This is a genomic window from Paraburkholderia sp. MM5384-R2 (genome assembly GCF_014201025.1).
GTDB classification, from domain to species: Bacteria; Pseudomonadota; Gammaproteobacteria; order Burkholderiales; family Burkholderiaceae; genus Paraburkholderia; species Paraburkholderia tuberum.
In genome coordinates this window covers 232,656-258,379 of the sequence record NZ_JACHDI010000007.1, presented here as the reverse complement: position 1 = coordinate 258,379, position 25,724 = coordinate 232,656, and the positions used below count along the sequence as shown (strand labels likewise).

The 25,724-nt window shown below is 58.7% G+C and carries 19 protein-coding genes and 3 pseudogenes; 7 read left to right on the top strand and 15 right to left on the bottom strand.

The window, feature by feature from the left end; all coding sequences use genetic code 11:
* Window positions 1-76 precede the first annotated feature (76 nt).
* On the bottom strand, window positions 77-727 hold the full coding sequence (locus tag HDG37_RS14810; RefSeq protein ID WP_184048670.1) for a TetR/AcrR family transcriptional regulator: 651 nt from the start codon (window positions 725-727) through the stop codon (window positions 77-79).
* A 243-nt stretch (window positions 728-970) separates the two neighbouring features.
* Here HDG37_RS14810 and HDG37_RS14805 point away from each other — a divergent pair, with 243 nt between their 5' ends.
* The gene (locus tag HDG37_RS14805; protein WP_184048667.1) at window positions 971-1,846 is read left to right on the top strand and encodes an alpha/beta fold hydrolase; all 876 of its coding nucleotides are present in this window, start codon (window positions 971-973) and stop codon (window positions 1,844-1,846) included.
* Window positions 1,847-2,016: 170 nt separating this feature from the next.
* Here HDG37_RS14805 and HDG37_RS14800 read toward each other — a convergent pair whose 3' ends face one another.
* On the bottom strand, window positions 2,017-2,433 hold the full coding sequence (locus tag HDG37_RS14800) for a nuclear transport factor 2 family protein (RefSeq protein ID WP_184048664.1): 417 nt from the start codon (window positions 2,431-2,433) through the stop codon (window positions 2,017-2,019).
* A gap of 672 nt (window positions 2,434-3,105) precedes the next feature.
* Between HDG37_RS14800 and HDG37_RS14795 the strand changes: the two genes are divergently transcribed.
* The 3 genes and pseudogenes from HDG37_RS14795 to HDG37_RS14785 all read left to right on the top strand — a co-directional run bounded on the left by HDG37_RS14795 (window position 3,106) and on the right by HDG37_RS14785 (window position 5,680).
* Window positions 3,106-4,488, top strand: coding sequence for an MFS transporter (locus tag HDG37_RS14795; protein WP_184048661.1), 1,383 nt, complete (start codon window positions 3,106-3,108; stop codon window positions 4,486-4,488).
* 514 nt (window positions 4,489-5,002) lie between these two features.
* Window positions 5,003-5,397: pseudogene (locus tag HDG37_RS14790) on the top strand (aldo/keto reductase); the annotation flags it as partial.
* Between the two features lie 7 nt (window positions 5,398-5,404).
* The gene (locus HDG37_RS14785) at window positions 5,405-5,680 is read left to right on the top strand and encodes an SDR family NAD(P)-dependent oxidoreductase (protein ID WP_184048658.1); all 276 of its coding nucleotides are present in this window, start codon (window positions 5,405-5,407) and stop codon (window positions 5,678-5,680) included.
* Between the two features lie 525 nt (window positions 5,681-6,205).
* Here the strand turns inward: HDG37_RS14785 and HDG37_RS39275 are convergent.
* The 3 genes from HDG37_RS39275 to HDG37_RS14775 form a co-directional block, all read right to left on the bottom strand.
* On the bottom strand, window positions 6,206-6,613 hold the full coding sequence (locus HDG37_RS39275) for a carboxymuconolactone decarboxylase family protein (protein WP_260334864.1): 408 nt from the start codon (window positions 6,611-6,613) through the stop codon (window positions 6,206-6,208).
* The gene (locus HDG37_RS39270) at window positions 6,498-6,830 is read right to left on the bottom strand and encodes a carboxymuconolactone decarboxylase family protein (protein WP_409260121.1); all 333 of its coding nucleotides are present in this window, start codon (window positions 6,828-6,830) and stop codon (window positions 6,498-6,500) included. The genes HDG37_RS39275 and HDG37_RS39270 overlap by 116 nt, the downstream gene beginning before the upstream one ends.
* A 186-nt stretch (window positions 6,831-7,016) precedes the next feature.
* Window positions 7,017-7,445, bottom strand: a complete 429-nt coding sequence (locus HDG37_RS14775) for a cupin domain-containing protein (RefSeq protein ID WP_184048655.1) — start codon at window positions 7,443-7,445, stop codon at window positions 7,017-7,019.
* Between the two features lie 138 nt (window positions 7,446-7,583).
* Between HDG37_RS14775 and HDG37_RS14770 the strand changes: the two genes are divergently transcribed.
* Together HDG37_RS14770 and HDG37_RS14765 are read left to right on the top strand one after the other, a co-directional pair.
* Window positions 7,584-8,474: a LysR family transcriptional regulator gene (locus HDG37_RS14770; RefSeq protein WP_184048652.1), complete on the top strand. Its 891-nt coding sequence runs from the start codon at window positions 7,584-7,586 to the stop codon at window positions 8,472-8,474.
* Window positions 8,475-9,107: 633 nt separating this feature from the next.
* Window positions 9,108-10,532 (top strand): MmgE/PrpD family protein, encoded by a 1,425-nt coding sequence (locus HDG37_RS14765; RefSeq protein ID WP_184048649.1) that lies wholly within the window; start codon window positions 9,108-9,110, stop codon window positions 10,530-10,532.
* A gap of 2,658 nt (window positions 10,533-13,190) precedes the next feature.
* Here HDG37_RS14765 and HDG37_RS14760 read toward each other — a convergent pair.
* The 4 genes from HDG37_RS14760 to HDG37_RS14745 all read right to left on the bottom strand — a co-directional run bounded on the left by HDG37_RS14760 (window position 13,191) and on the right by HDG37_RS14745 (window position 17,921).
* The gene (locus HDG37_RS14760; protein WP_184048646.1) at window positions 13,191-14,135 is read right to left on the bottom strand and encodes an electron transfer flavoprotein subunit alpha/FixB family protein; all 945 of its coding nucleotides are present in this window, start codon (window positions 14,133-14,135) and stop codon (window positions 13,191-13,193) included.
* Window positions 14,136-14,168: 33 nt separating this feature from the next.
* Entirely contained in the window at window positions 14,169-14,918 is a 750-nt protein-coding gene (locus tag HDG37_RS14755) for an electron transfer flavoprotein subunit beta/FixA family protein (RefSeq protein ID WP_184048643.1), read from the bottom strand.
* Window positions 14,919-15,736: 818 nt separating this feature from the next.
* Window positions 15,737-16,513, bottom strand: a complete 777-nt coding sequence (locus HDG37_RS14750) for an SDR family NAD(P)-dependent oxidoreductase (RefSeq protein ID WP_184048640.1) — start codon at window positions 16,511-16,513, stop codon at window positions 15,737-15,739.
* A 103-nt stretch (window positions 16,514-16,616) separates the two neighbouring features.
* Window positions 16,617-17,921 (bottom strand): MFS transporter, encoded by a 1,305-nt coding sequence (locus HDG37_RS14745; RefSeq protein WP_184048637.1) that lies wholly within the window; start codon window positions 17,919-17,921, stop codon window positions 16,617-16,619.
* A gap of 252 nt (window positions 17,922-18,173) precedes the next feature.
* Here HDG37_RS14745 and HDG37_RS14740 point away from each other — a divergent pair.
* Window positions 18,174-19,142 (top strand): annotated as a pseudogene (locus tag HDG37_RS14740) (IS5 family transposase).
* Between the two features lie 289 nt (window positions 19,143-19,431).
* Here HDG37_RS14740 and HDG37_RS14735 read toward each other — a convergent pair.
* From HDG37_RS14735 to HDG37_RS14710, 6 genes and pseudogenes are all read right to left on the bottom strand, one after another.
* Window positions 19,432-19,778: pseudogene (locus HDG37_RS14735) on the bottom strand (transposase); the annotation flags it as partial.
* 193 nt (window positions 19,779-19,971) lie between these two features.
* Window positions 19,972-20,919 (bottom strand): zinc-binding dehydrogenase, encoded by a 948-nt coding sequence (locus tag HDG37_RS14730; RefSeq protein WP_184048634.1) that lies wholly within the window; start codon window positions 20,917-20,919, stop codon window positions 19,972-19,974.
* Window positions 20,920-21,082: 163 nt separating this feature from the next.
* Window positions 21,083-22,468 (bottom strand): MmgE/PrpD family protein, encoded by a 1,386-nt coding sequence (locus HDG37_RS14725; RefSeq protein WP_184048631.1) that lies wholly within the window; start codon window positions 22,466-22,468, stop codon window positions 21,083-21,085.
* A gap of 25 nt (window positions 22,469-22,493) precedes the next feature.
* A complete protein-coding gene (locus HDG37_RS14720) occupies window positions 22,494-23,903 on the bottom strand; it encodes an MmgE/PrpD family protein (protein WP_184048628.1) in 1,410 nt (469 codons plus the stop codon).
* Between the two features lie 84 nt (window positions 23,904-23,987).
* Entirely contained in the window at window positions 23,988-24,773 is a 786-nt protein-coding gene (locus HDG37_RS14715) for a carboxymuconolactone decarboxylase family protein (RefSeq protein ID WP_184048625.1), read from the bottom strand.
* Window positions 24,774-24,906: 133 nt separating this feature from the next.
* Window positions 24,907-25,644 carry an SDR family NAD(P)-dependent oxidoreductase gene (locus HDG37_RS14710; RefSeq protein ID WP_184048622.1) on the bottom strand — a complete coding sequence of 246 codons (738 nt, stop codon included), beginning with the start codon at window positions 25,642-25,644 and terminating at the stop codon, window positions 24,907-24,909.
* Window positions 25,645-25,724 lie beyond the last annotated feature (80 nt).

Below are 25,724 nucleotides of genomic sequence, written 5' to 3'. Positions count from 1 at the left end.
GGCGGGACCGGGCTCTGCCGGTTGAGCTTGCGAACAGGCTTGTTGCACGCTGGCATACCGGTGAGGCGACCCCCGGTCAAGACGAAGCGGCCAGCACCGTCTTGCCGCTGCTGCGCCCCGGCTTGGCCGCTGGCTGCGCGCCCTCGAAGAACATCGTGATGAACTGATCCACGATCCTCTCGATCGATCCCTTCTTCGGATCGAACCAAGTCTGGACCGAATTGATATAGCCGAGTACAAAGACGCGGCACAGCGCGATATCGATGTCTTCCCGAAGATAACCTTCCTCGCGCAGATCCTTGAAGACAGTCGTCCACATCCGCTGATGACCCTCACGCCGCTTGATCTGGAGCTCGCGCACCTTGTCCGGCAACTGGGTCAGTAGCCGGCCGTGCGCGAGGGCATAGTCGCCATACTTGATCAGCGCGCTCATTTGCCCAACGAGTGCTGCCCTGAAGCGGTCTTTGGCAGTTGAATTGGCCGGCAGCGCATCCAAATGCTCCCTGATGTGCCGCACGATACTTTCCGCGCCGTGCTCCATCACGACAGCAACCAGATCCTCCTTCGAAGTAAAGTGGTAGTAGATGCTCGCGGCTTCGATGCCCGCCTGGTCCGCGATAGAGCGCATGGTGGTCGCCACATACCCCTGCGTTGCAAACGATCGCGCCGCCAGCCTAAGTAGGGTTTCCCGGGTATCCGCACTGGGATTTACATTTCGCTTCCGCATTTGTGTTTATCAGCTTTGCGCTGTCCTGTCTTTCGCACGCCGACGGCAGTGCAATCAATAACCTAACTATTATTTGGAAGGGTACCGTATTTTTCCCGCGTGGCATAGCTAACCGATCACTGTACGGAACCCTGTGCCGGGGAGCATTGACACCGTGCGGCCTATCGGTGAAATTTCGAAGCTGACGTTTCACGCGCCGCCCCAAGATCCTTGTGCGCGCCCCCAACAAAACTGAGGCCCCCGATGAGAGCAGCTGACCGCCTTCCTAACACCCCAACACCCATGCACATGTGGCAGGGTTCGGGCGGTGTCCGGCTAGCCGGCGACACCTGGGGCAGCCCCGAGGGGCCGCTCGTCGTCATGCTGCACGGCGGCGGCCAGACGCGTCACGCATGGGGAGGGACGGGCGAGCGGCTGGGTGACGCCGGCTATTTCGCGTTGGCTTACGATGCGCGTGGGCATGGCGACTCCGACTGGAGCGACGACGGCGACTACAGCCTCGACGCGCTGGCCACTGATCTTCGCTGCGTGCTCGCGGCATTCGGCGGCCGCCGGCCTGCGCTCATCGGTGCGTCGTTGGGCGGCGCCACGAGTCTCCTTTCCATCGGCGAGCAACAGACGGACGCGAGCGCTCTGATCCTCGTCGACATCGTGCCTTACACGGAACCGGCCGGCGTCGAGCGCATTCGCGCATTCATGGGGCAGAACCCCGACGGCTTCGGATCGCTTGACGAAGTAGCCGATGCGATCGGCCGCTATCGCCCCTCGCAGTCGCGACCGCGCAGTCTTGACGGCCTTGCGAAGAACGTACGGCTCGGCGACGACGGCCGCTACCGCTGGCATTGGGATCCACTTTTCATCGCGGCGTCACCTGATCTGCGGGGGCGCCACGCGCGCCTTTGCGCCTGTGCTCGCAGCCTCGTACAGCCAACGCTGCTCGTGCGCGGCGGCAGTTCGGACGTTGTCAGCGAGGCCGGTGCGCGTGAGTTCCTCGAGCTCTGTCCACATGCCGAATACGCGAATGTTGCGCAGGCCGGTCATATGGTGGCCGGCGACCGCAACGACATGTTCGGCACGGCCGCGGTGCAGTTCCTCACGCGTCACGTTCGCGCGTCCTAAGCTTGCATTCGACCTTTACTTCTTTAAGCCGACTCGAGCACTATGTTCGCCGAAGGCAGGTTGCGAAATGACTTGAAAAACGCGCCGTGGTGTTCCTCAATCGCCATCGTCTAGGCATGCCCGGCAGCTCTTGCGGGGACGGGAGAAGTAAAACGACCCCGTCCCCGCACTCAGATGGGCGGCACTTCCGGCGAGGCCGAAAAATGGTGCTGACGGATCTTCCATTGGTCTCGTTGCCGCGCGATGACGAGCGTCGTGCGTAGTCGAGAGCGCGACTGCCGGTCGCCAGTCAGCGCGAACGAGAATTCGCCAAACCCTTGTGCGAGGAAGCATTCCTCAGCAAGGCAGATGAAGTGCTGCTCCACAAGCTCCATCCTGGCCGACTTGATCACGCCTTCGTATGAAGCAAAATAATCACGAATTGCACTGGCGCCTACCGAGTGTCCGGGCCTACCGCCGAAGAATAGCGCGTCGTCTGCGTACACGGCCGTTAGCCTATCCGAATGCCAGTGGTGCGCAGCAGCATTCCACGAAGCCTGGACGATGGCAAGCGCCGCCGCATGAGCCGCAATGGTTCCACGGTTCATCGGTTCTCTTCCTCACTAGTTAACACAAGCATCCAACGGTCGCTTCCGCAGGCCTTCGACGTCCGATATAACTATTGAAACAGTCAGTCCAGCGCAGATCGTGCTCCGGACGACGTTTCAAAGAATCAGCAATTCTAACGAGTTTCACCCTGTTGGCACTTGCTTCGTGCGTGCGGACCGAAACTAAGGTGCGCTACAAAACGGCAACGATTTCTCCGGCGGCTGGCAGCTTTTTGGAGACTACCTACTGCCACCTAGAACCGTCAATTCTGCTTCATTCGTGTTCCGTACAGTGGGACAGTTTGACGGACGATGCGAGATGTCCGGCCAGTTCGGCATGAATGGCCACGCGTGACGCGTCTGGACGGCAGTTAATGACACCATCGTTGCACTTGATTTCAAGGTGTTGTTCCACCGGGTTGAGAGGCAGCGAAGCGCGTTGATAGTGGATAACACGCATAGCACGCCGAGTTTTTGCGCATCAAACTACCAAACGTTAGTTGGCTACTTTCCTCGACAGCATGAACGGAGATTCGCTTCCGCTCTGAAGACAGCAACATTTGTCTGACACCGAGCTGATGAGCAAACGCGCTCACCGTTCAGGCCGTCGACCGTCCCAGCATGTAAGTGGGTTTGATCTCAACTCAAAGAGTTTGCATCGGAGAAACACTGATGAATGCGATACATGAAACGCCATCCGGTGGCGTCAGCACCGACGCCCTTCCGCATGAATCCCCGCCTCTAGCGGGTCATGATGGCACGCGGTCCTGGTACATCCTGGCCGTTCTGACTCTTGCGTATTCACTCGCTTACATCGATCGCCAACTGCTAAACCTTCTTGTCGACCCGATTAAACATACGCTCGCTATTTCCGACACGCAGTTGAGCCTGATCCAGGGTCTCGCATTCATTGCCGCCTACTTGATCGCATGCCCTTTGCTCGGGCGGCTCGTCGACGTTACCAATCGGCGCAATCTCCTGCTGCTCGGCATCTGTCTGTGGTGCGGCTTCACGGCCCTGTGCGGCATGGCAAACACGTTTCACGAACTCTTCCTCGCACGCATGGGCGTCGGAGCGAGCGAGGCATGCGCCTTCCCAATCGCGCTCTCGATGATCGCAGACTGCTTTTCGGCTAAGCGGATGGCACGGGCGATGAGCATCTTCATCCTCGGGCCGATGCTCGGCGGCGGGCTCTCACTCGTCGCAGGTGGATTCGTAATCACGTTCGCTCGTAACGTTCAACAGCAGTTTCCGTCGCTCGCGCACCTCCAGACATGGCAGCTAGCGTTCGTGCTAATCGGCCTGCCTGGGATAATCTTCGCGCTCCTAGTCCTGCTGACGGTGCGCGAACCCGCGCGAAGCAAGGTTATCAGTGAGAGCGAAGACGATCGTCAATTCACTACGAAAGGGGCTGTGGCTTATCTATGGGAGCGTCGACCCTTTTATGTCAGAATCTTTCTTGGCGTCGGGATGCTCGCGATTGTCGTACTCGGGATGCCTGCTTGGTATCCTACATACTTGATTCGGAGCCACGGGATGCCCGCCGCGTCGGTCGGTTATCGTTTCGGTACGTTAGTTGTGTGCTTCGGGATAGCGGGCGCACTAACTGGCCCTTGGGTAGTCCGTTGGCTCGAACGACGGGGCTATGAGGATGCAACCATGCGAGCGGCCGCGCTAGCGATGATTCCGATGCTGCTCTGCTGTGCCAGCATTCCATTCGTCACAGGCGCCAACGGCGCTTTGGCTGCTGCTGCCGGCATCGTGTTTTTCTTTACCTTGCCGACAGGTTGTATGGCTGCGGCGCTTCAGCTTGTCGCACCAAGCCGCACGCGCGGCATGGTGGGTGCGCTCTATTCGTTCATTGCACAATTAATTGGGTTTGGTGCCGGACCGACTATGATCGCGATCATCACCGATCACGTATTTGCAAATCCAAAGATGGTTGGCAGTTCGATAGCGATCGTGTGCACGATCGCCTCGGCTATCGCTGCGTGCCTGCTCTTCACTGCGCTTCCCCACTATCGTCGCCTGCTTGCTGAGGAACGTACTACATAGTCAGGCCGACACGGATCGGCTCAACGACTTGAATGTGATTGCCCGGTTTGACCAGCGAACGCTCGTCAAACCGGGGGAACAAGGGACTCGGTGTCTTATTGTTGCTTCGGTAAGGAATCGGTGCCAAGCATTTCATCCACAGCAGTGTCTAGCGCGTACTCGCGATGGTCATCGTTCATTTGCGATGGGGACTTGCTCGACCCTTTCAACGGTCGCCGCCCCAGCCCACCTACTTCGCGCGACCGGCCTGGACCTATCCGTTCGCGTCCCGATGGTCCCGACTTTTGAGGTTGTAGACGCGTAGACCCGGGCACCGACCATCACATAGGCCGGCACCTACAATTGAGCAAGCCTTCGCTCATCCATTCCGAACGAATCTGTCGGATTGACATGGGCGAGCGGTTCAAGGGCGCTTACCGTAAAACCGTGCCATGGCGGAGTCCCACCGTCGCGCGTCCTGCGTCCAGCACGCAGCCGCTTCGTAACCGCAGGCGCAGCCTGCATGGACATGATGATGGACTATCGATATCTGGGTCGCAGCGCCCTCAAGGTTTCGCCCCTGTGTCTGGTGCGATGATGTTCGGCGGCGAAACAGATGAGGCTACCTCCCGCCGTATTATCGACAGGGCTTTCGATCCGGGTTTGAACTTCCTCGACACGGCCGACGTCTATCACGCCGGTCGGCCCGAAGAGATCGTGGGCCGGGCGATCGCGCAACGACGTGATGACTGGGTCGTGGCGACCAAGTTCGGCTATCCCGCCTCGGCGACTGCGCGCCCCAACGAACAGGGGCAGTCGCGCAAATGGATTTGCCAGACCGTCGATGCCAGCCTGAAGCGCCTGTCCACTGACTACATCGACGTTCTCTACTTCCATCGCTCGCTAAACGACGCGCCTTTGGAAGAAGGTAGAGGCGATGGTTGCGCAAACCGTGTCGACCTTTGGAAGGCTCGACGTCGCCTACAACAATGCTGACGTCCAGAATGTCCTCGCTGAAACCGCCGACGCTTCCCGGGACGACTACGACCGGGTGATGTCGGTCAATCTGGGTGGTGTCTGGAGCTGCATGAAATTCGAACTGCAGCAGATGCGAAAGCAGGGCAATGGCGCAATCGTCAACTGCTCGTCGCTGTGCAGCCTCGCCGGCGGACCGCAGCGTGGAACCTACCAGGCGGCGCAGCATGGATGCTAGGCACACGCGAACCCGTGTGCATGCTGCATTCGCTCGTGTTCGCATATCGCAGACCGCAGCATTAATGCAGCGGATCGCGTCATGTCGGCGCGGATACACAGCCGTCGCCCGCCCCGCCGCTGGAGATCCTCTTGAGTTCTAGCGTGTCTTCGAACGCCACATCGGCGATACACTAACGCGCTGGACTCCTCCGACGGGCCGATCCTGGCCCGCACGCGCGCCAGGGCGGGGTTGGACGCGTCCGTCGTGGCTCTGTCTTTTGCTGATGTCCGGCGACCCGTCAGAAAGAGAGAACTGTAAATACCCCTTAACTTTCAAACTCTTCGATCAATACGATCAGCCTGGACATCGCTAGGGCGAAGACTTCACTTTGCAGTTGATCCCGTACCTTATCGGATCGTGCTGCCGCAGTTAGATATTCCTCTTCGGTCCGCAGGCGATGCGAACAGAGTGGGCAGTTCGTTCATGATACGTCTGGGTGGGGCGTCGGCAGGTAGTTAGTCCGCCCGACTTTTGAACACGCCTTTAACTACCGGCACCGCCGAGAACGCGTTCGGCCATCCGGCATAGTAGGCCAGATGGCGAAACCATCTCCGACGCTTCGGAGCGGGTCAAACCGTTGTCCATCACCCGTCCGAGGTGATAGCTTAACTGGGCGAACTGGCCGCCCTTGATCAGCGCTGCAACAGTCACCATCCTGCGATCACGCGGAGCAAGGTCCTGACGCAGCCAAAGATCGCGGAACAACACTGTGCCAGTATCTTCGACTAGACCGGGTGAAATGGGCCCGACCATCTGTTCGACGGTGCGCGCACGATTATCTTCTGCTGCCGGATCGAGCGGTAAAAGATTGGGCGACCCGGGCGGAAGTTGATCGGTGCCGATACCACAGTTGATCGGTGCCGATACCACGTTCGGAAAAAACGGAGCCAATCGCGATAGCTGCGGCGGTGCCGTTGGACCAGCCCACGTAGAAAGCGAGATGCGTAACTATTTCGGAGATTTCTCGTGGCGTCACGCCCTGTTCGAACGCGTAGCGAGTCTGGATGGCCAGCGCATCGGTCTGGCCACGAGTTATGACAGCCGCGAGCGTGATCATGCTTCGGTCACGTTGAGACAGCGCGGGTCGTTGGCAGGCTCCCTGTAGCAACGCTTCCTCTGCGTAACGAGCAAGCGCGGGCGAACCGGCGGAAACGTCTTTTATATCTATGTCTATTCATCTCAGATGATCTGGTGACGCCCATGTGAGCGCTACCAGTATATTTTTTGCTGTTGGTAGACAGCTAATGAGGGACTCCCGATCCTTCTTCAATGCTCGGGAAGGGAGGCAGACAAATTAGTCGGTGACGAGCGGACCAGCGTTATATTGCTCATCGGTCACCGCCTCCATCCAGTCGGTGTTTTTGCCATCAAGCAATTCGGTGACAGCGAAATGCGACATCGCGGTGGTGGCCGCTGCACCGTGCCAGTGGCGCTTGCCGCACGAGCACGACACGGTGTCGCCAGCGCGAATCTCGGTTCGCGCGCCGCCTTCGCATTGGGTCCAACCCGTTCCCGAGAGCACGACCAGAACCTGACCGAGCGGATGAGCATGCCAATTTGAACGTGCACCGGGTTCAAATGTCACGATTGCGCCACCTGCTCGGCCCGGCGCTTCAGCCTGGAACAGATTGTCGATACGCACATTGCCTGTGAACCAGGCCGCTGGACCTTTGATGGACGGTTTTATGCCGTTGCGGATGATGGTTTGGGCTTCTTTCGTCATAGTTTTGCTCCATTCGTTTAGTCGTAACGCGTGGCCGCGATGAACCGGCCAATGAATCGCCATGACCGGTAATTTAGTTCTCGGGGCGGCTCCCGACTAGATGGCAAAATAGGCATACACTCATGCAGAGGTGCATAAATGGCCACTCCAGATTTGAACGACCTTGTCGCGCTTCTACTAGTCGCACGCGAGCGGAGCTTTACCCGTGCTGCAGCGCAGTTGGGGGTATCCCAGTCGTCGCTAAGCCGAACCGTGACTTCGCTCGAAAAGAAGCTTGGGATGTTGCTGCTCGCCCGCACGACCCGGAGCGTATCTACAACTGAGGCGGGACAACGCTTACTCGACTCCGTTGCTCCTAAACTGGAAGAAATCGAGGCGGACCTTCAAGCCATCGCTGAGCTTCGAGAAAGGCCGGTTGGTACGGTCCGCATCTCTGCTACCGACTACGCGGCGAACCAGTACGTTTGGCCAAAGCTTCAAGACCTACTGCGCCAATACAAAGAGTTGCGTATTGAACTGATCAACGATTACGGCTTGTCCAATATCGTCGCAGAGCGTTTCGACGTCGGGGTCCGTTTGGGCGACCAGGTGGAGAAGGACATGATTGCTGTTCGGATCGCGCCAGACGAAACAATGGCAATCGTCGCCGCGCCTGAATATCTAGGCGAACGACCAGCGCCAACCGATCCGCGCGAGCTTACCGCCCACAACTGCATCAATCTGAGGTTACCAACCAAGGATACGCTCATGACGTGGGAGCTGAGAAAAGGCAGGCGTCGGATGGAGATAAAGGTAAGCGGTCAGCTAATTTTCAACAATTCTTATCAGATGCTAGACGCGGCCTTGAAGGGTTTCGGTCTGGCTTATCTGCCGAAAGCGCTCGCAGAACAAAGCGTCCGGTCCGGACAGCTTGGTTGGGTGCTTGAGGACTGGTTTCCCACACTTACCGGCCATCACGCGTACTATGCGACGCGCCGTCAATCTTCCCTTGCCGTTCGCCTTGTCGTTTCAGCATTGCGCGGCAATTAGATCTGAAAAGCGCTTTCAGATCGACACAATCTTGAGCGTCGAAGTACGGTTTACGTCCGAATTCGGTCAGTTACGGCAGAACGCCGGGGCTGCCCTGCCTCTATGAAGGAAAGTTTAATCCCGACCACGGCTGTCCAGGATTTATCAAAACAGCGGCAAAGTTTCGACCGCGTTTTGGCGTCGACGCCGCGGAGACGCAGACCGACCGGCCCGCGCAGCAGTTTTCCCGCTAGCTGAAAAGAGCCGCCGGTTCAGATCCGACAGCGCCCGACCGACGGACGTGCGCGCGGGTTGTCCGCCAATGCCAGTTCAAGCCGGTCGAGCAGTTCGCCGACGAGGTGCAACCCGCGCCCAGAATTCGTTGCGACCGAACGGGTGGCCTACCGGCGCGCGATCTGGCAAAACGTGCATACGCTGGATGACAATGCACTGATGCATTGATGCACTGCGTCAAAAGCATATTGGAGGCGGGACGCTGGTCCGACGAGGGCCAGTTCCGGCTATGCACACCGCAACAAGCCTTGTCAAAACAACCATCTCGCCGAAGTACGGAACGCTGTATGCGGTCGCATTGACTGCCGGGAGCATTCCAACGCAGCATGAAAGTATGTTCGGACCTCTACAGCAACCACAATGAGCAAGACCATCATCGAACGACTGGCACAGTTCTCGGCGAATACCGAGATAGCCATCCTGCCCGCGAACGTTGTGGAGGAATGCAAGCGCGACGTGCTTGACTCCATCGGCTGCGCGCTGGCGGGCATCGACCAGCCGAAGGGCCGCATCGGCATCGAGGCCGGGCGCCGGCTAGGCGGCACCGGTGGCAGCGCAACGATCATCGGCACGGGAGAAAAATCGACGCCTCACGGCGCCGCCTTTGCCAACGGCGAGTTGATTAACGCGCTTGACGCCGACTCCGTGCTGCTGCCCGGCCACGTGAGCCCTTACGTGCTGCCCGGCGCCTTTGCAACCGCCGAGACGCACCGGCGCCCGGGCAAGGATGTGATCGCAGCCGTCGCTGTATCACACGAGATCTCCTATCGGCTGGGGGCTGCCATGAGCGGATACCGCGACACCAAGGACGGAGCGGCCGCCAGCGCGTCGGTGGTCGGCTATAGCAGCACTGTGTTCGGTGCCACGGCGTCGGCCGGCAAGCTTAAAGGGATGGTGGCGGACCGGTTGGCGAACGCATTGGGGATCGCCGCCGCCACCGCGCCGGTCAACTCGCAGCGCGCTTGGTTCATGCATTCGCCAACAGCGACAATCAAGTACCAGATGGCCGGCGCGCTGACCAATGTGGCCCTGTCGGCGGCGGACATGGGCGATTTGGGGCACCGCGGCGACTTGCAGATGCTTGACGATGAGGAGTATGGCTATCCTCGTTTTGTCGGCACCGCGCGCTGGTCGCCGGAGATCCTCACCACCGACCTCGGCGAGGAATGGCGCTTCCCCGCCTTCCAGATGTTCAAGCCTTATCCGCACTGCCGCGTGATGCACGCGCCGCTAGATCTGCTGATCGACCTCATAACGCGACACGACATCCAGGTGGGTGAGATCGATAGCATCACCGCTTTCGGCGAAGGGTGGGCTTACGAACTGCCTTGCTTTGCGAACCGCGATATTCAGCTTCGGCATGACGCGCAATTCTGTTTTGCGCATGGACTCGCGATTGCCGCGCACCGCATTACGCCCGGCAGGCAATGGCAGGATCCCGCCGTTGTCTTCGATCCTTCGGTCGTTGCCTTGATGGGCAAGGTCAAGCTGATCACGCATCCCAGCTATTTCCAGTCGATTTCCGCGGACATCACCAGTCGTCCCTCGCGCGTCGAAATCAAGGCACGCGACCAGACGTTTGCCGCCGAGAAACGCTTCCCTAAGGGAACCCCGTCGGCCGACCCAGACACCTATATGACCACGGAGGAACTGGTGCGAAAGTTCAGTACCTTCGTCGATGGCATCCTTCCGGCGGCCACTATCGACCAAGTGGTGGACAGCGTGTTGCACATGGAGCAGGTTGATGACTTCGGGGCCATTATGCGCCTGCTTATCCGACAGTAAAGCACCGCGCTCCAGGCAAAAGGCCACCGCCGACTTCGTGACGGCACTTTCGTCACGGTCGCGCGGGGGTGTCTCATAGAGCCTTTGAAGCACCCGTAACGCTTCAGCCGCGCTGGATAATCGATCCAGCGATCACGAAGAGACCTTTTACACGATCTTCGCTTGCCAGCTAGACAGTCGCCCAGTGAACGTTGAGCAACTGCGCCGTTCGTTTCGCCTGCTCCCGGGAAAGCACGCCGTCAACAGCAGGCGGCAAGGTTTCCGTTGTCATGACTGGTCGATCATCCGGTCGGTGCCGTACTGACGCGTCCCGTGTACGATACAACCGGTTGACCATGGGTTTCAGGAGACGACATGAACGCAATGTGCCCGCTGCACGGGCCAACGACCATCATCCGCACGAATGCATACGGGTTTCCGGTCTATGCGTGCTGCTGCGACGACGTGACCTATGTGACGCCCCCGGACGCGTGTACGAGGGCACCGACGCAACGCGGACGTTACCCGCAGCCCGAACAGCCGAAGACGAGGAAAGAATGACACAGCCGATCAACCCCGTGCCTGCGTGGTCACCGGCAGTCAGTAGTGTGCGAACGCTGCGGCGTGGCGTCGGATAGGTTCTTCAGCTTGCCGTAGCCGGACGACACCTGCGTGAGCCGCTTCATCGCGTTGGTCGTTCATTACCGCGGAGATGGGCGGAATGCTCTGGCGCTGATTCCAGTGTGCAATCAACTGCGCTTCGCCCTCGCAACGTCGATCACCGCGACCGGGCGTAGTCATTGTCGCCGCCCACACCATGACGATTTGACGCTCGCTTCAATCGATTGTTGATATCAAGAGACAGGTCGACGTCACCGGGTTCGGCTTTCGCAGCCGTACGTCACATACGTTCGCTCGATCCTTGCAAATTGGTCGATATAAGGGTCAACGCTGCTAAACGGCGGCTTCGACTGGCCAGTGGCAGGCTGACTCTTTGCGATTCGACCGACATGCTCGAGATTCGTGATGCCGATGTATTCGTCGCCGGTGCGAATCGACAGTTCGGCAGCGTTGCTTAGTAACGTGGATAGCAGCCAGCGCAAGGCCTACCGTCGCGCAGCCATAGGCCTTTGACCATCAACTCGGAGTCTGTATCCGCATGGCGACGTGGAACCGGTCGAGTATCTCCACAGTCGCCAATTTTGGGGCAGCACGCATTTGCTACCACGGGGATGAACAACGTACGCGCAAGAACACACGCCGAACTATGTGGCGTAACTCCACGCCTTTACCGCCAGATTAGCGAGCATTGCCTGACGAGCGTCAATCTCTGCTGGCCCCCACGTCGAATAGTCGGCGATGCCGCGTGTAAGTTTGAAGTTCGACGTCGCAAGGCATCGCGGGTTGACACGAATGGATCGATCTCCGCGCGTCTCGCTTTTCCGTAGACCCGTAGCCGCGTCCGTTCCGCTCCAGCCATGGCCGTCACGGCTGTCTTCTCCAGCACCTGGTAGCGCCGTAGCCACTTGCGAACTGTTGGCGTGGGCGAAATCCATCACCGTCATGCGACGCGTTGGTCCAAGGCATAGACCGTTTCACAAGCAATGGCCGTACTTCCTGTTTGAAGGCTCTAGTCAAAACAGGCGAACGGCGCATGCGAGTCCATCCAATCGTAATAAGCCTGCCCAGCCGTCCACGCCCAGTTCGAGACGGGCTTGGACGCAATCCTGCGACTCTCGTTGTTCGAGCAGCCATCGCCCACCGGCCGGTTCACGTCATGGCTGGGGTGTAGCGGTTGTCTTCCGTTTGCTTCGTAGTTCATTTTTGGCTGTTCCATCGTGCGTCTGTCCATGGCCGTTGGTCTGCTGCTGACCTTGACTCTGCGACCCAAGATTGTCAGTTGACCCTTAGTTCTATCCGCCATCGGCAAACCTGTCAGAGGGCTATTTCGATCTTTTGGTCCCCGCTCGCTGAGGCTAGACCAGCGTTTATTTGCGAGACGTCCATTGTCAGCCGTCTGGTATCGGGCGGAAATACACACCACGACCCGTCGTCGTGTCTAAAGAAAACAAATGCGAGGTTGCTTGACGAACCTCTCGCCTGGACGCAGACGTATCGCCAGTGCTTGCGCCGGGTGTGGCTAAAGCGCGTCACCCGTGCGCGTGCAGCTAACTCGGCGCCTAACCATTTTTCCACTAACGAACGCAAGGAAGCCTCACGGAAACTCATCGTGCATCTCAATGCGTCATTTGCGTGCGTGTGGGAATACCTGGTCCCAAAAAAGCCCTCCAAACACCTGGAAAGAATCTCGCGCTCTCGTGCGAGGTCGTCCAGAACGTTTGGACCCCGCGCAAATGTGTGGCAACTCAAAGTCCGCCCTATGAGATACATCATCTCAGAACGCCGTCGTTCGTCTTTCGTCGCCTCTTCGGCTGCGTCTGGCGGTCCGGATCGCGTGATCAAAGTTTTCGTCTGTGGCAACGTGACGGTGATGGACGCTTACCAACCAGCGACCATCCGCAAAACACCAACGAATGCAACGTTCCCCAACCAGGCCAGCAAACTATCTTCAGATACCCGCATCGTCGGCATTGGCCGCGTTCGCAGTGCTTTGCCGGCTCTGCCTTGCGGAAACAACAGTTCCTCCATCAATGAAAGCGGCCGCCAGATCCGGAGGTTTCAAACGCTTTCGACGAGATCGGGCACGACCGCGAACAGATCTCCAACGAGGCCGTAGTCCGCGACGCTGAAGATTGGAGCTTCTGGATCCTTGTTGATCGCAACGATCACCTTCGAATCCTTCATGCCCGCCAGATGCTGGATCGCACCCGAGATGCCGACCGCAACGTACAGTTGCGGCGCGACGATTTTGCCCGTCTGGCCTACCTGATAGTCATTCGACACATAGCCCGCATCGACGGCTGCGCGCGAGGCACCCATCGCCGCGCACAGTTTGTCCGCCAGCGGCTCCAGTACCTGCATGTAGTTCTCGCCGCTGCCCAGACCCCGGCCGCCCGACACGATGATATTCGCACCGGTCAGTTCGGGACGATCCAGCTTCGTCACTTCGCGACTCACGAATTGTGAGGTGCCTGCGTCGGCTGCGGCCTCGATCTTCTCGACCGAGGCGCTACCCCCTTGCTCTGCCGCCGGATCAAAGCCCGTAGCGCGCACCGTGATGACCTTGATCGGGTCTTGCGATTGCACAATCGCGATCGCGTTGCCCGCGTAGATCGGGCGTTCGAACGTGTCGTCGGAATCGACGGCTGTTATGTCGCTGATCTGCGCGACGTCGAGCTTTGCCGCAATGCGTGGTGCGATGTTCTTGCCGTGAGCCGTTGCCGCCGCGAGGATGTGCGAGTAGCCTTTCGCAATGTTAAGCACCGTCGCTTCGACGTTTTCCGCGAGACCGTCGGCCAGCTGCGGCGCATCGGCGAGCAAAACTTTGCATACACCTGCGATCGTCGACGCCTGCTCTGCTACTAAACCTATACTGTGACCCACAATCAATACGTGAATGTCACCACCCGTAAACGTGGCTACAACTGCTGCGGCCGCCACCGTATTGAGCGTCGCCGCCTTCAGCGACACGTTATCGTGTTCAGCAATTACCAGAATCGTCATTTGTTTCGTCTCCACTATTCCGTGTTCGCTTGATCAAAGCACCTTGGCTTCGGTCTTCAGCTTCTCGACCAGCGTCTTCACATCCGGCACCTTGACACCGGCGGAGCGCTTGGGCGGCTCGACGACCTTGAGCGTCTTCAGACGCGGCGTGACATCCACGCCGAGGTCTTCGGGCCTGATCGTTTCCAGCGGCTTCTTCTTCGCCTTCATGATGTTCGGCAGCGTGACGTAGCGCGGTTCGTTCAGGCGCAGATCGGTCGTCACCACCGCGGGCAGTTTCAGCGACAGCGTTTCAGCACCGCCATCCACTTCGCGCGACACGGTCGCCTTGCCGTCTGCGACGACAACCTTCGACGCAAACGTCGCTTGCGGCAGGCCAGCCAGCGCGGCAAGCATCTGGCCGGTCTGGTTCGAATCGTCGTCGATGGCCTGCTTGCCGAGAATGACCAGTTGCGGCTGCTCCTTGTCGACCAGCGCCTTCAGCAGCTTCGCGACAGCGAGCGGCTGCAATTCTTCCGCCGACTCGATCAGGATCGCGCGATCCGCGCCGATAGCGAGCGCTGTGCGCAGCGTTTCCAGCGATTGCGTCACACCTGCCGACACAGCGATCACTTCCGTCGCCACGCCCGCTTCCCTCAGACGCACCGCTTCCTCAACCGCGATTTCATCGAACGGATTCATCGACATCTTCACGTTCGTTACGTCGACGCCCGTTCCGTCCGACCTAACCCGGACCTTTACGTTGAAGTCAATTACGCGCTTTATCGCAACTAATACTTTCATTTCCCGCTCCTGTTTTCCGTCAGCCATTCTCGCTTCAAGCCTAAGAACATTTTGCGATCCGAATAATGATGAACCAGTCAGACGGGTACAGCGCAGAACCCGAGCTCGGAGTCGGGCCTTCGCGTCCCCGGAATCAATAGCCGGTCGTTCATCGACGTCGAAAACCGCCTCGTTGGAAACAGAATCCTAGAGCAGCAGAAGCTCTGTCGGCTTTGCAAATTGCGAGAAGCACCTTGGCCCTCGACTTGACCACTTGACCGAAGCATCGCCGTGAACGGAGTTCTCTTCGTCTCCCCCAATCTCCCGGGCAGACACGTCTCCATGGTCAGCGCCGAAGGCAGCAGCCACCAGTTGACTGTGGCCTTCGGAGAATGAAAGAGCGAATACGGTTTATCACATTCCATTTCTATAAGAGAGACGCGACCCGATCATCCTAGCGAGAACCAACGATCTCCCGTTCCGGATGCCAGCGAGATATTTTTTTCCAATAGGGATGGTCAAGCGAAGCAAACGGATATGCTTAGAGGCCAGTTCGAGTGCGACGTGTGTCGCCGTCCGCCGGACATGGAACGGCGCAAGTCCCAACCTGTGTAGTCGCCGGTACGCCTTCATCAGCCGAGCAAGTCTCCGACTTGCGCGCCGCTGCGTACCGCAGCACGACTTTCAGCGCTTCGCACTGTTGTTCCCGCAGGCGTACTGTCTAGCCTATTCGACGAACAGCGGGGCACCGAACCGTTGAACGGCGCTCTAATAGGCGAGGTGCATGCATCCCGCTCAGCCACGTCGGGTTCAACGGTTCAACGCGAGCACCTAAGTGTTCATTCGACAGGGCCGGGAATGCCACCGTAAAGCCCCCAGCTATTGGCTACGAGCCACCCGGCGTCGATTAGCAGGTCCGTGCCAGTGATCGCTGACGCCCGATCGGAACAAAGAAACTCTACTCCCTCAGCGATTTCATTGGGCTGGATTCGACGTCCCAACGCCATTTGCGCATCAATATCTGTCGCGTAGCGGCCCGTAGGTCTGGCCACGACGTGTGGGACGAGGGTTGCCCCTGGAGAAACAGAATTGACACGAACACCGCTCTTCCCCCATTGAGCCGCCATGTTCCTGGTCAAATTGAGCACTGCGGCTTTTGTCGGTCCATATGCATGTTGCGGTGATGAAGCATGCCCGAGAATTGATGCGATATTGACAATGCTACCTTTCCCTTTACGAGCCATTCGGGCGCCAAAAACGCGGTTAGCATTGAACGTTCCTTCGAGGTTCACCTTGATAATTTTTTGCCACAGGTCCATGGGAAACGCATCCGGGGAATACTTGATTTCCTGGAACGCCGCTGCCGCGACAACCATTGCGCTGACGGACCCATGAGCGTGTTCGATCTCGGCTGCGATCTCTTCGACAGCGGCGAGGTCGCAAATGTCTAAGGCGTAAGAGAATCCCCCAATCGCCTTTGCCACTCCATCCGCGGCATGCTTGTTGATGTCGGCGACTACTACCCTCCAACCCCGTTCGATCATCAGGCGGCAGCAGCTAGCACCGATACCGTTTCCGCCCCCAACAACGACACTCAAGTTTGTGTTTTCTTCCATCACTTCCTCTTAGATTGTGCAAATGGCAGGCAGCTCGCGCATCTCTGGAAAGGCATGGGCGCCTCCCGCTTCAAAAAGCGCTAAGCCGCCCCGAGTTAGCGCGTCACTTAGCGCTTAATGAGCCTCGTACAAGCGTAGAATTTTGTAAGCTCGCGCGACCGAGCACCAGAACAATCAATCCTGCCACGACGCCAGCTGCTGCAAGTATGAGCAGACCGCTTGTAAAGTTACCAGTGTGATCCTTGGCTAATCCCATGATAAACGGCCCAACAAATCCGCCCAGGTTACCGAGGGCCGCGATTACTGCAATACTGGCCGCGGCGGTTTTTCCTGGCATCAGGTTGGTAGCAATTGCCCAGAAGGCCGGGAGCGCTCCATAGCTGCCAAACGCAGCGATACTGAACGCAATCACCTTCGCGCTCGGGTTATGCACTAATGCTGCCGCCGCGAGCGCGATCCCTGCCACAAGGACGGGCACAACGGTATGAAAACGTCGCTCCATCCGGGAATCAGATCGCTTGCCCAACACGATAATGCCGACCATGGCAACAAAGTACGGAATCGTTGCAATGAAGCTGGTCTGCAGATTACTGCCACCGAATTCCTTTATGATTTGCGGCAGGAAGAAACCAACACCGTAAATCGTCAAAACGAGTCCAAAATGTACGAGCGCAAGCAGCAGCACGCGAGGATTGATTAGCACCTCCCAGAACCCATATTCACGCTGTACGACATGATTTTGCTGTTCGCCCGTGATTTGCTCCCCCAACCACGCCCGCTCGTCCGACCCAAGCCACTTCGCTTCGGCAGGTCGGTCAGCGACTATGGCAAGTACGATAGCTGCCAACACGAGTGCAGGCAGCCCCTCCAGAATAAACAACCACTGCCAGCCGTGCAGCCCCATGAATCCGTGCATTCCAAGCAGAGCACCAGAGATCGGAGAACCGATCACCGAAGAAAGCGGGGCCGCGAACAAGAAATAACTCATGACGCGAGCACGGTACGCTGAAGGAAACCACTGCGACAGGAAGAACGCAACCCCAGGAAAAAATCCTGCTTCCGCCGCACCTAGCAAAAGACGAACGGCGTAAAAGCTGGTTGGCCCAGTAACGAGCGCAGTGGCGCAGGACACTAACCCCCATGAGAACAGAATGCGCGCGAACCAACGCCTCGCACCAAACCTCGTAAGCATGAGGTTTGAAGGTACTTCGAAAAAAAAGTAAGTCAAGAAGAAGATGCCGGCTCCGAAACCAAAGGCAGATGCTGTCAGTCCTAGGTCACTATTCATTTCAAGAGCAGAAAACCCGACATTCACCCGATCCAGATAGGCAACGCAGTAACAGACGATCAGAAGCGGCATGAGGCGTCTAAAGACCTTTGCCATGGTGCGTCTTTCGAGTGTATCCATATTACGTTTGTCTCCATTAACGCAGTCTGATTGCTGCATAACTAAAGCCTACCTTCGCGGTGAGCCCCCGTCCACACTTCCCTCCTGTCTTGAGTGTTAAGGTGATTGTCGCTCCAAGCAAAGATAGGAGATGAAACTTCGTACGCCTGGCCGGCCCAGAAAACGAAGTTAAGGAAGTTCTGCAAAAGTCCTGGCATTGCGTTGTTGCTGAGCTATCCTGGAAACAGAGCGAATTAGGTGAGGGGCAACGTGATGACGCAGCGTGGTCTTGGTCCGGATTTGTCAACGAAGCGCACGCGCAAGCGGGAATTTCTCGATGAGATGCGACGCGTTGTGCCCTGGTTGAAGCTGATTGCGCTAATCGAGCCGCACTATCCCACGGGTAAAACCGGTCGGCCGCCGTTCCCGATTGCAACGATGCTGCAGATTCATTTCATGCAACAATGGTTCGGTCTATCAGACCCTGCTATGGAAGAGGCACTCTATGACGTGCCGCTTTATCGAGAGTTCGCGGGTCTCGACGGCGGGATGGTTCGCTTGCCAGATGAAAGCACGATTCTCCGGTTCCGCCATCTGCTGGAAAAGCACGGGCTGGCGGCGCAAATTCTGGCGCTAGTCAATGAAATCCTGACGGGAGAAAGGTCTGATGCTTAAGGCTGGGTCGGCAGTCGACGTCACCCTGATCGCCGCGCCCCGTTCGACAAAGAATGGCTCCGGCACGCGCGATCCGGAAATGCAATCCACGCAGAAAGGTGACAACTGGTACTTCGGGATGAAAATGCATGTCGGCGCGGATGCCGAGTCGGGCCTGGTTCATACGGTCATTGGAACGGCAACCAATGTTTATGAGATCTCCGTAACCGAGGCGCTGCTGCATGGTGAAGAAACGGATGTGTACGCGGACGCCGGATACCAGTGCATCGAAAAGCGTTGTGAGACTGACGCCGTTCGGTGGCATGTTGCAATGCGTCCGGCAAAGCGCAGGAAACTGGATCTGAGCGATTCGCTGGACGCGATATACGATCAGATCGAACGCCTGAAGGCGGGTATTCGTGCCAAGGTCGAAACCCGTTTCGCATCCTCAAGCGACAGTTCGGTTACGTGAAGACCCGCTATCGTGGTTTGATGAAGAACACCGCCCAGATCACCGCGCTGTTTGCTTTGGGCAATTTATGGATGCGCGTGGAGATTTGCGCAAAGCTTGAAACACTGGGCCGATGAAGATCTCATGTCTGGTTGGAGCGTTCCAGCGCGCGGAAAAACCATGGCAATCAACTCACCAACAAAGATCTGAAGTCCGAGGCTGCGCTTGATGTGAAAGGTAATGCTTCAAAAGCGGGTTCTGCAGACCTTCCTTAACGCTAAGGCTAAGCTGAACAAGCCACTTCGGCGACGTGTCAGCGATTTGACTTCGCCAGGTCATGAGACCGGGCTTAAGCCGTTGCTTTTCGGCCCTCGCGGGCTTGTCGGGCGGGCAATTTGCCCGCCTTTCGCCCCCTATGGGCGTACGCAGGCGCCCGAATCCAAGCGGCGTCGTCGCGTCCGGCACAGCTTCGCAGCCCAGATCAACGCCCACAAAGCGACGCAGGCTGGCGCGGTCGTAGAGCAGCTCTTCGCAAGCGAAGTCGGCCAGATTGAACCAGTGCTGCACGAAATGGATCCGCAGCATGCGCTCCCGACCAATTGCCGGGCGGCTATTGCCGCGCTTCGGATACTGCAGCTCGATCACCGCGCACACAGCTGCGCCCATGGCATGATCGCATGCATCGTGTCGAGAAACTCGCGCCACGTGCGTTTGCGGTGCGTCGCGAAACCCACTCCTTGATCGGCTTCCATCGCCAGCGTCTGCTGTTTCAGCCTGTTATGCCGGCCTTTTTAAACACGATCTTTATAACGCGTGAAGTACCAACTCGGTGGACTTGACCAGCATTGCCCTAAGACCGTTATTCGCGTCTCATTTCATCGATGAAAATGCAGTCCTATGCGGCCGGGCACATGCAGTCAAGCCAAATATATCAGCGGTGAGGAGCTTCCGATCGTCGATACTTCTTCAAATCGACAGGACGATCTTGCCAAAATGGGTATTGGATTTCATGTGATCCAGAGCCGCGGCGGCCTGCTCCAGCGGAAACACCCGCTCGATCGGCAGCCGCAATTTGCGGTTGGCGATGGCGCCCCCGAGGTCACGAACCAGGAAGGCGGTGAGATCGCGAATTTCTTGAACCGACCGCGTGCGAAATGTGACCCCGTGGTAGGAAATACGCCGAAGCGCGTGCCAATTGAGATCAACCACGCCCTCATTGCCTCCGAGCCGACCGACATTAACGATGCGACCAAGCATGGCGCACGCCTTCATTGTCTTATTCAGCTCTCGGCCACTGACTTGGTCAACGATGACATCTACACCTTTCCCACCTGTCGCACGAAGGATGCTTTCGACCCAACCGGATGATGATGCGTTGATTGCATAGTCTGCGCCGAACTCACCGAGCCGAGCGCATCGCATGCTGTTCGTCGAGGTGCCAATCACGACGCGTGCACCGAGGAGCTTTCCGATCTGCATCCCTATTAATCCGACGCCGGAGCTGGCACCGTGGATCATGAGGGTCTCTCCCCGCTGCATGCGACTGGCCGTGGCGATCGCGTTGTGCATCGTCTGGCATGCGAGCATCAAGGTCGCGGCTTCCTCCAATGGCATATCATCTGGAATGCGCATCGCGCGCCCCCGATCCGTCACGGCGTATTCCGCGTAGGCGGCGCTCCCGGTACACATCACGCGGTCGCCCGGTTTCCATTCGGTCACTGCATGCCCGACGTTAACAATTTCGCCGGCCCATTCCATCCCGAGCACCTTTCCATCCTTCGCTGCGAGACTCGCCAGATCAGCCCGGTTAAGGGCTGCGGCGCGCACCTTCACAAGGATTTCATCGGGGCCTGGAGTTGGCATCTCTGTGTTGCACAGCTTGGCACCGGCCGCAGTTGCAAATATCGCTTTCATAAGGCTCTTTTGTGTTGCTGTTCTATCGTCTCTTGCTGTGCCAGACGCGGGTCAGCCCGAGAGCCACCGGATAAGTTGCCGGGACGATGCTGGCGAAGGCAACACCGATCCGGTAGCCGGGACACAGACGTCTACGTGCGGAGCGCGGCAGCCGACGCGTCGATTACGCTAGGTCAACGGTGATTTGCCGGACGTCGCGCACCGATTCGAGATCGCCCAGCATGTCGACCAGCCGCGCGGACTTCGCGTGGAAGAACGGGCCACCCGCATAATGCACACAACGCCGGAACTTTTCCACCAGCGCATCGAAATCCATCGGGTTATCAATGCCGCCGCGTGGAACGTCACTGAGCCCGTTGTATCTAGTTCCGTCCTTCATCCCAATGAAGACGGCGGCGGGCGTCACCGCACGGCCGAATCGTTCCTGCATGTCGTCGTCGACACTCGCACTAACGAGCGACGCGATCCGCAGCACAGCCTCGTTACGCAGTGCGTCGTCAGCGAATGCGTCGATGAATACCTCGCGCTTGAGCAGCGCCGTTGCGATACAAAACGGAATACTGAACTGCGCGTCGACGACACTGCGAGGCCGCGTCTTGGTCTCAACAGGAGTACATACGTTATCGTAAGCCTCGCGGTTCACTGCGACATCGATTCGTTCGATATTCGCGGGATCGATGTTGTGATCCCGGGCGAGACGAAGCGCGATATCGATAGCGTTGTGCGTGTGCCGGCACGAAGGATAGGGTTTGTATCCGAGATCCTCGTGTTCGAAACGCAAGCCGAGATCGCGCAGCAGCCGATCGCGATCGAATTCGCCGCGCAGGTAGACGTGCGCGAGCCCGTGACGTCCTTCGAACGTGTTCGTTGTGCCAGTGATGCCAGCTGCCGCGAGCGTAGCAGACAGCACGCCGGTACGCGCTGCGAAGCCGGGCTGCATCCGCTTTGTCAGGGCAGCGTCTGGCATGCATTGAGAATTGCCGGCCGCCTGTGCGTACGCGATGCCAAGCGCGTGCCCCATACGCTCGGCGTCGAGCTTCATTAGCTTGCCCGCTGCGGCGGTTGCCCCGAATAGCCCGAACAGCGCGGTGTATGCCCATCCGCTCGCGACAGGTGGCAGCCGGGTGGCGACGCCAAGCCGGCATGCGAAATCCAGACCGGCAGCGACGGCAGTGAGCAGTTCGACGCCGTTGACGCCGCCAAGCCGATCGGCGATCGCGAGCGCGGCAGGGACCGTCGACACGCCCGCATGCAACACCGCAGCGTCGTGTGTATCGTCGAAGTCGAGCGCGTGTGCCATCGTGCCGTTCGCCAGTGCGGCGTCGGCGGCCACCGCCATCCGCCCCGTCCCCCACACCCAAGCCTGCGAACCGGGCGCGTTATCAAGCACGGCGCGCGCCACTTCGCGGCAGCCGGGCGCCGATGCACCGGCAATCGCGACGCCGATGGTGTCGAGGATGTTGTTCCGGGTGGCATCGAGCGCCGAGCGAGGCAGATCGGCGAACGATAGTGTGGCCAGATGACGGGCGACGAGAAGGGATGCGTCCATGTCGGGGCCTTCCGTGTTGGGCTTATTACCAGAGATGAGTGAGTTTTGACAAGTCGCTAATCCCGTCCAGATGCAAGATGATGTCGGCAATGCGTCCGGCCTTGTCAGAGGTCAGAATGCGCGAAGCGTTGTGCATGAACTTCCGGACCAGTTCTTCATCGGACATACGGGTCTCAGCGGTTGCGGGTGAGCCCTTCCGGAATCGCCGCTCCTCGTGATAAGTTGTCCCTCGAGCTTGCACCACTACGCTGCCAATCCGACTCTGCGGATCCTGCATGAGTGAACGCTCGAATTCGGGGTGCGGTTGCAGCGTTACGCGCTTCATGAACGCAAGCACGCGCTCGTCACGCATTGTTGAATCGTCATGCCATTCGGGCCCTGCCTTGACGCCGTGCACGACCATCGAAATTGCATATGCCACGTTCATTTGCGCATCGCCCGGCGACACTATCGTGGTATTGCTCCACATCGGCAGCGCCGCCGCATGAGGATCGCAATAGGCGGTGACGTGCTCGATCTCGTCAGTGCGCAGATCGTTCACCGCCATCAAATTCGTCAGGCAGTCAAGCGCCGTGTGCGTGATCCGGCAAGTGGGGTACGGCTTATAGATAGTCGCCTTCGGGAAGCGCCACGCATCGCCTAGCTCGTCGGTCAACGCGTCAGGATTCCATTTAGTCGAGCCCATGAATCGCCAAAAACCGTACTCGCCCTCAAGCACCTCGATGTCACCGCGATAGCCCTGTTCCGAAAGCGTCACCGCGAGCAACTCCGCCTGCCCCATCCATCCGGACAACAAGTATTTGTCGTCCGTAGCCGGTAGCGTTCTTGCCCATTTAGTCATCGCCTGAGCTGGCGCCAGATGCCCAGCGAGTCCGAGCGCGTGCGCAAGCCGCTCCGAGCTTAACCGCCGCAACATGCCAACACCGAGCGTGCCACCGAAAATCGTGCTGCTATAGCCCATCACCGGCGGGAATGCGACCTTTTCACCGGGCTTCAGATCACGGTAGTAGGCCATCGCTGGACCAAAGCGCGCGGACACTTCATGCGCGACCGACAAGGCGCTGATGAGATCCTTTCCGGAAGATTGGCCATGCTCGCCAACGGCCAAAATCGCAGGCACGACATACGGCGACACGTGACCTGGTGGGATAGTCGTGACGTCGAAATCCAGCGCATTGATCAGCTCGCCATTCGCGAACGCAGCAGCGGATAATGACAGGGTGTCGCCGGAGCCGATAACCTTCGCCTGAGGCGGGCCGCCCATCTCTCTTGCGGCACTCACTGCGCGCTTGCCCTTGTCGACACTGAGCGCGGCGAGAGAACAGCCGACACAGTCGAGCAAGATGCGTTTGGACTCGTCGATCGCATCGGGTGGGAGCGATTCGAACGTAGTAGCGGAGGCAAAATTGACGAGCTTTTCGACTAGTGTGGTCATTCTTGTCTCCTGTGATGTTCTCCTGCCCGTTTTAGTGTCATCCGACGCGCAGATATTTGGCTGACTCCGCGTCACAATGGACACTCATTCGGGCATGTGCGATTCACGGATGTCAGTTTCACCGAATAACGCTTGCGCGCCGAGGACGTAGCCTTCAATACCGATCGACGCGGCCAGCGCGAACACCTGCAGGATCTCCTGAGGCGTCGCTCCCACTTTTAGCGCGTGCCGGATATGCGTCGCGAGGCCGGGTGCATACATATGCGTGACGGTGCAATCGACCGCAATGTAGATCAGCTCGCGCTCACGCGCGGTGAGTACACCTGTACGCCACGGCTCGGTGGAAAGCTGAGACAGCGCGCGAAAATATTCCGGCATGCAGCGGGCGATCACGTCGCGTTGTGCGGGCCAGAATCCGCGCGTCTTGATGAAGTCGTCCTTGACCGCCTGAATCTCTGGCGGCAGTTCTTCTGCACCGGGCACGGCATGCCCCGTTTCCTTCAGAACGTCCAACAAGGTCGGAATCGCGGCGTAGAGTGCGTGGTTGCTCACACCGATTATCGAGAACAGTACGTCGAGTACCTGCGCGTCCGTCGCACCCGCGTCAAGCGCGCGGCCGACGTGGCGGCGCACCGCGTCGCAGTTCAGTGACGAGATCGTGCCGTGCAGCGCGACGAGTACCAACTCCTTCAATACCGGAGATAGATGCTCATTAGCGAGCGTCGTGCGCCAATATTGCGACGCAGCCGCGTACGCGCTAGGGACCGTTTCGTGCAGTCGGCCCGCGATAGCTGGATCTTCAAACAGGCTGTCGAGTGACGTCCGATCGCTGGCGAGTGACGGTTGTGATTGATTCGTCGATTTGTTCATGGGTTTGGACTCGGATCACGCGGCGCTTCGCCGATAACAGGTTTGGCAGATGCCGATTTCATGCTGACGACTGCGCAACAGACGCGCGACGATGGATCGCGGCAGCGTGCAGCCGTGAGAGAAAGCTGGTCGATCAGTAAACGACCATGCGGCCGCCGTCGACTGGGAGCACCGTGCCGGTCACGTAGCGCGACGCGTCGTTACAAAAGAACGACACGACATCCGCGACATCGTCCGGCGAGCCGATGCGACCCAGCGGGATTCGCTCAACGTGAGCCAGAGTGTCCGCCGCGCTGCGCGACTGACTTCCGAGCGGTGTCTCAATAAACCCCGGCGCCACGCAGTTGACGCGGATACCGAACCGGCCCAGATCCTCCGCGTTCGAGCGGGTGAGACCGAGCAGGCCAGCCTTGGACGACACGTATGCCGTGCGGTCGGGCCGACTGACCAGCGATGCGATTGACCCGATGTTGACGACCGTACCGCTGCCTCGTTCCTTCATTCCCGGTGCTAGCGCGCGGGTGCAGTGAAAAGGTCCCGACAAGCACACGCTCACGACTTTTTGCCAATCGGCCGCAGTCAGGTCGAAGAACGGAATAAGGTCACGAATGCCGGCGCAGTTAACTAGCGCGGTCGCCACACCTAGCACTTCTCGCGTTGCTGCTGCCGCACTCTCGACCGATGCGACATCGCCGACGTCGACGCCGACCGCGTACGCCCGACCTCCGGACGTTTCAATGTCTGCGGCCACACGCGCTGCCGCATCAACCGTCCGGTCCCAAACTGCGACCGCGAAACCGTCCCGGGCAAGCCGGATAGCTGTCGCCGCGCCGATGCCCGACGCCCCGCCTGTCACGACCGCAATGTTCATGTTCGCCTCCGTCATTAACGTCCTTTATTTTCGATGCTGTCTCACCTGCCGATCGTCCGTTTCTGCGCCGTCGGCACACC

What these genes read in the sequence shown, in the direction of transcription:
- HDG37_RS14810 (WP_184048670.1), bottom strand. Translation starts at nt 727, where the DNA reads ATGCGGAAGCGAAATGTAAATCCCAGTGCGGATACCCGGGAAACCCTA.
- HDG37_RS14805 (WP_184048667.1), top strand. Translation starts at nt 971, where the DNA reads ATGAGAGCAGCTGACCGCCTTCCTAACACCCCAACACCCATGCACATG.
- HDG37_RS14800 (WP_184048664.1), bottom strand. Translation starts at nt 2,433, where the DNA reads ATGAACCGTGGAACCATTGCGGCTCATGCGGCGGCGCTTGCCATCGTC.
- HDG37_RS14795 (WP_184048661.1), top strand. Translation starts at nt 3,106, where the DNA reads ATGAATGCGATACATGAAACGCCATCCGGTGGCGTCAGCACCGACGCC.
- HDG37_RS14785 (WP_184048658.1), top strand. Translation starts at nt 5,405, where the DNA reads ATGGTTGCGCAAACCGTGTCGACCTTTGGAAGGCTCGACGTCGCCTAC.
- HDG37_RS14775 (WP_184048655.1), bottom strand. Translation starts at nt 7,445, where the DNA reads ATGACGAAAGAAGCCCAAACCATCATCCGCAACGGCATAAAACCGTCC.
- HDG37_RS14770 (WP_184048652.1), top strand. Translation starts at nt 7,584, where the DNA reads ATGGCCACTCCAGATTTGAACGACCTTGTCGCGCTTCTACTAGTCGCA.
- HDG37_RS14765 (WP_184048649.1), top strand. Translation starts at nt 9,108, where the DNA reads ATGAGCAAGACCATCATCGAACGACTGGCACAGTTCTCGGCGAATACC.
- HDG37_RS14760 (WP_184048646.1), bottom strand. Translation starts at nt 14,135, where the DNA reads ATGACGATTCTGGTAATTGCTGAACACGATAACGTGTCGCTGAAGGCG.
- HDG37_RS14755 (WP_184048643.1), bottom strand. Translation starts at nt 14,918, where the DNA reads ATGAAAGTATTAGTTGCGATAAAGCGCGTAATTGACTTCAACGTAAAG.
- HDG37_RS14750 (WP_184048640.1), bottom strand. Translation starts at nt 16,513, where the DNA reads ATGGAAGAAAACACAAACTTGAGTGTCGTTGTTGGGGGCGGAAACGGT.
- HDG37_RS14745 (WP_184048637.1), bottom strand. Translation starts at nt 17,921, where the DNA reads ATGGATACACTCGAAAGACGCACCATGGCAAAGGTCTTTAGACGCCTC.
- HDG37_RS14730 (WP_184048634.1), bottom strand. Translation starts at nt 20,919, where the DNA reads ATGAAAGCGATATTTGCAACTGCGGCCGGTGCCAAGCTGTGCAACACA.
- HDG37_RS14725 (WP_184048631.1), bottom strand. Translation starts at nt 22,468, where the DNA reads ATGGACGCATCCCTTCTCGTCGCCCGTCATCTGGCCACACTATCGTTC.
- HDG37_RS14720 (WP_184048628.1), bottom strand. Translation starts at nt 23,903, where the DNA reads ATGACCACACTAGTCGAAAAGCTCGTCAATTTTGCCTCCGCTACTACG.
- HDG37_RS14715 (WP_184048625.1), bottom strand. Translation starts at nt 24,773, where the DNA reads ATGAACAAATCGACGAATCAATCACAACCGTCACTCGCCAGCGATCGG.
- HDG37_RS14710 (WP_184048622.1), bottom strand. Translation starts at nt 25,644, where the DNA reads ATGAACATTGCGGTCGTGACAGGCGGGGCGTCGGGCATCGGCGCGGCG.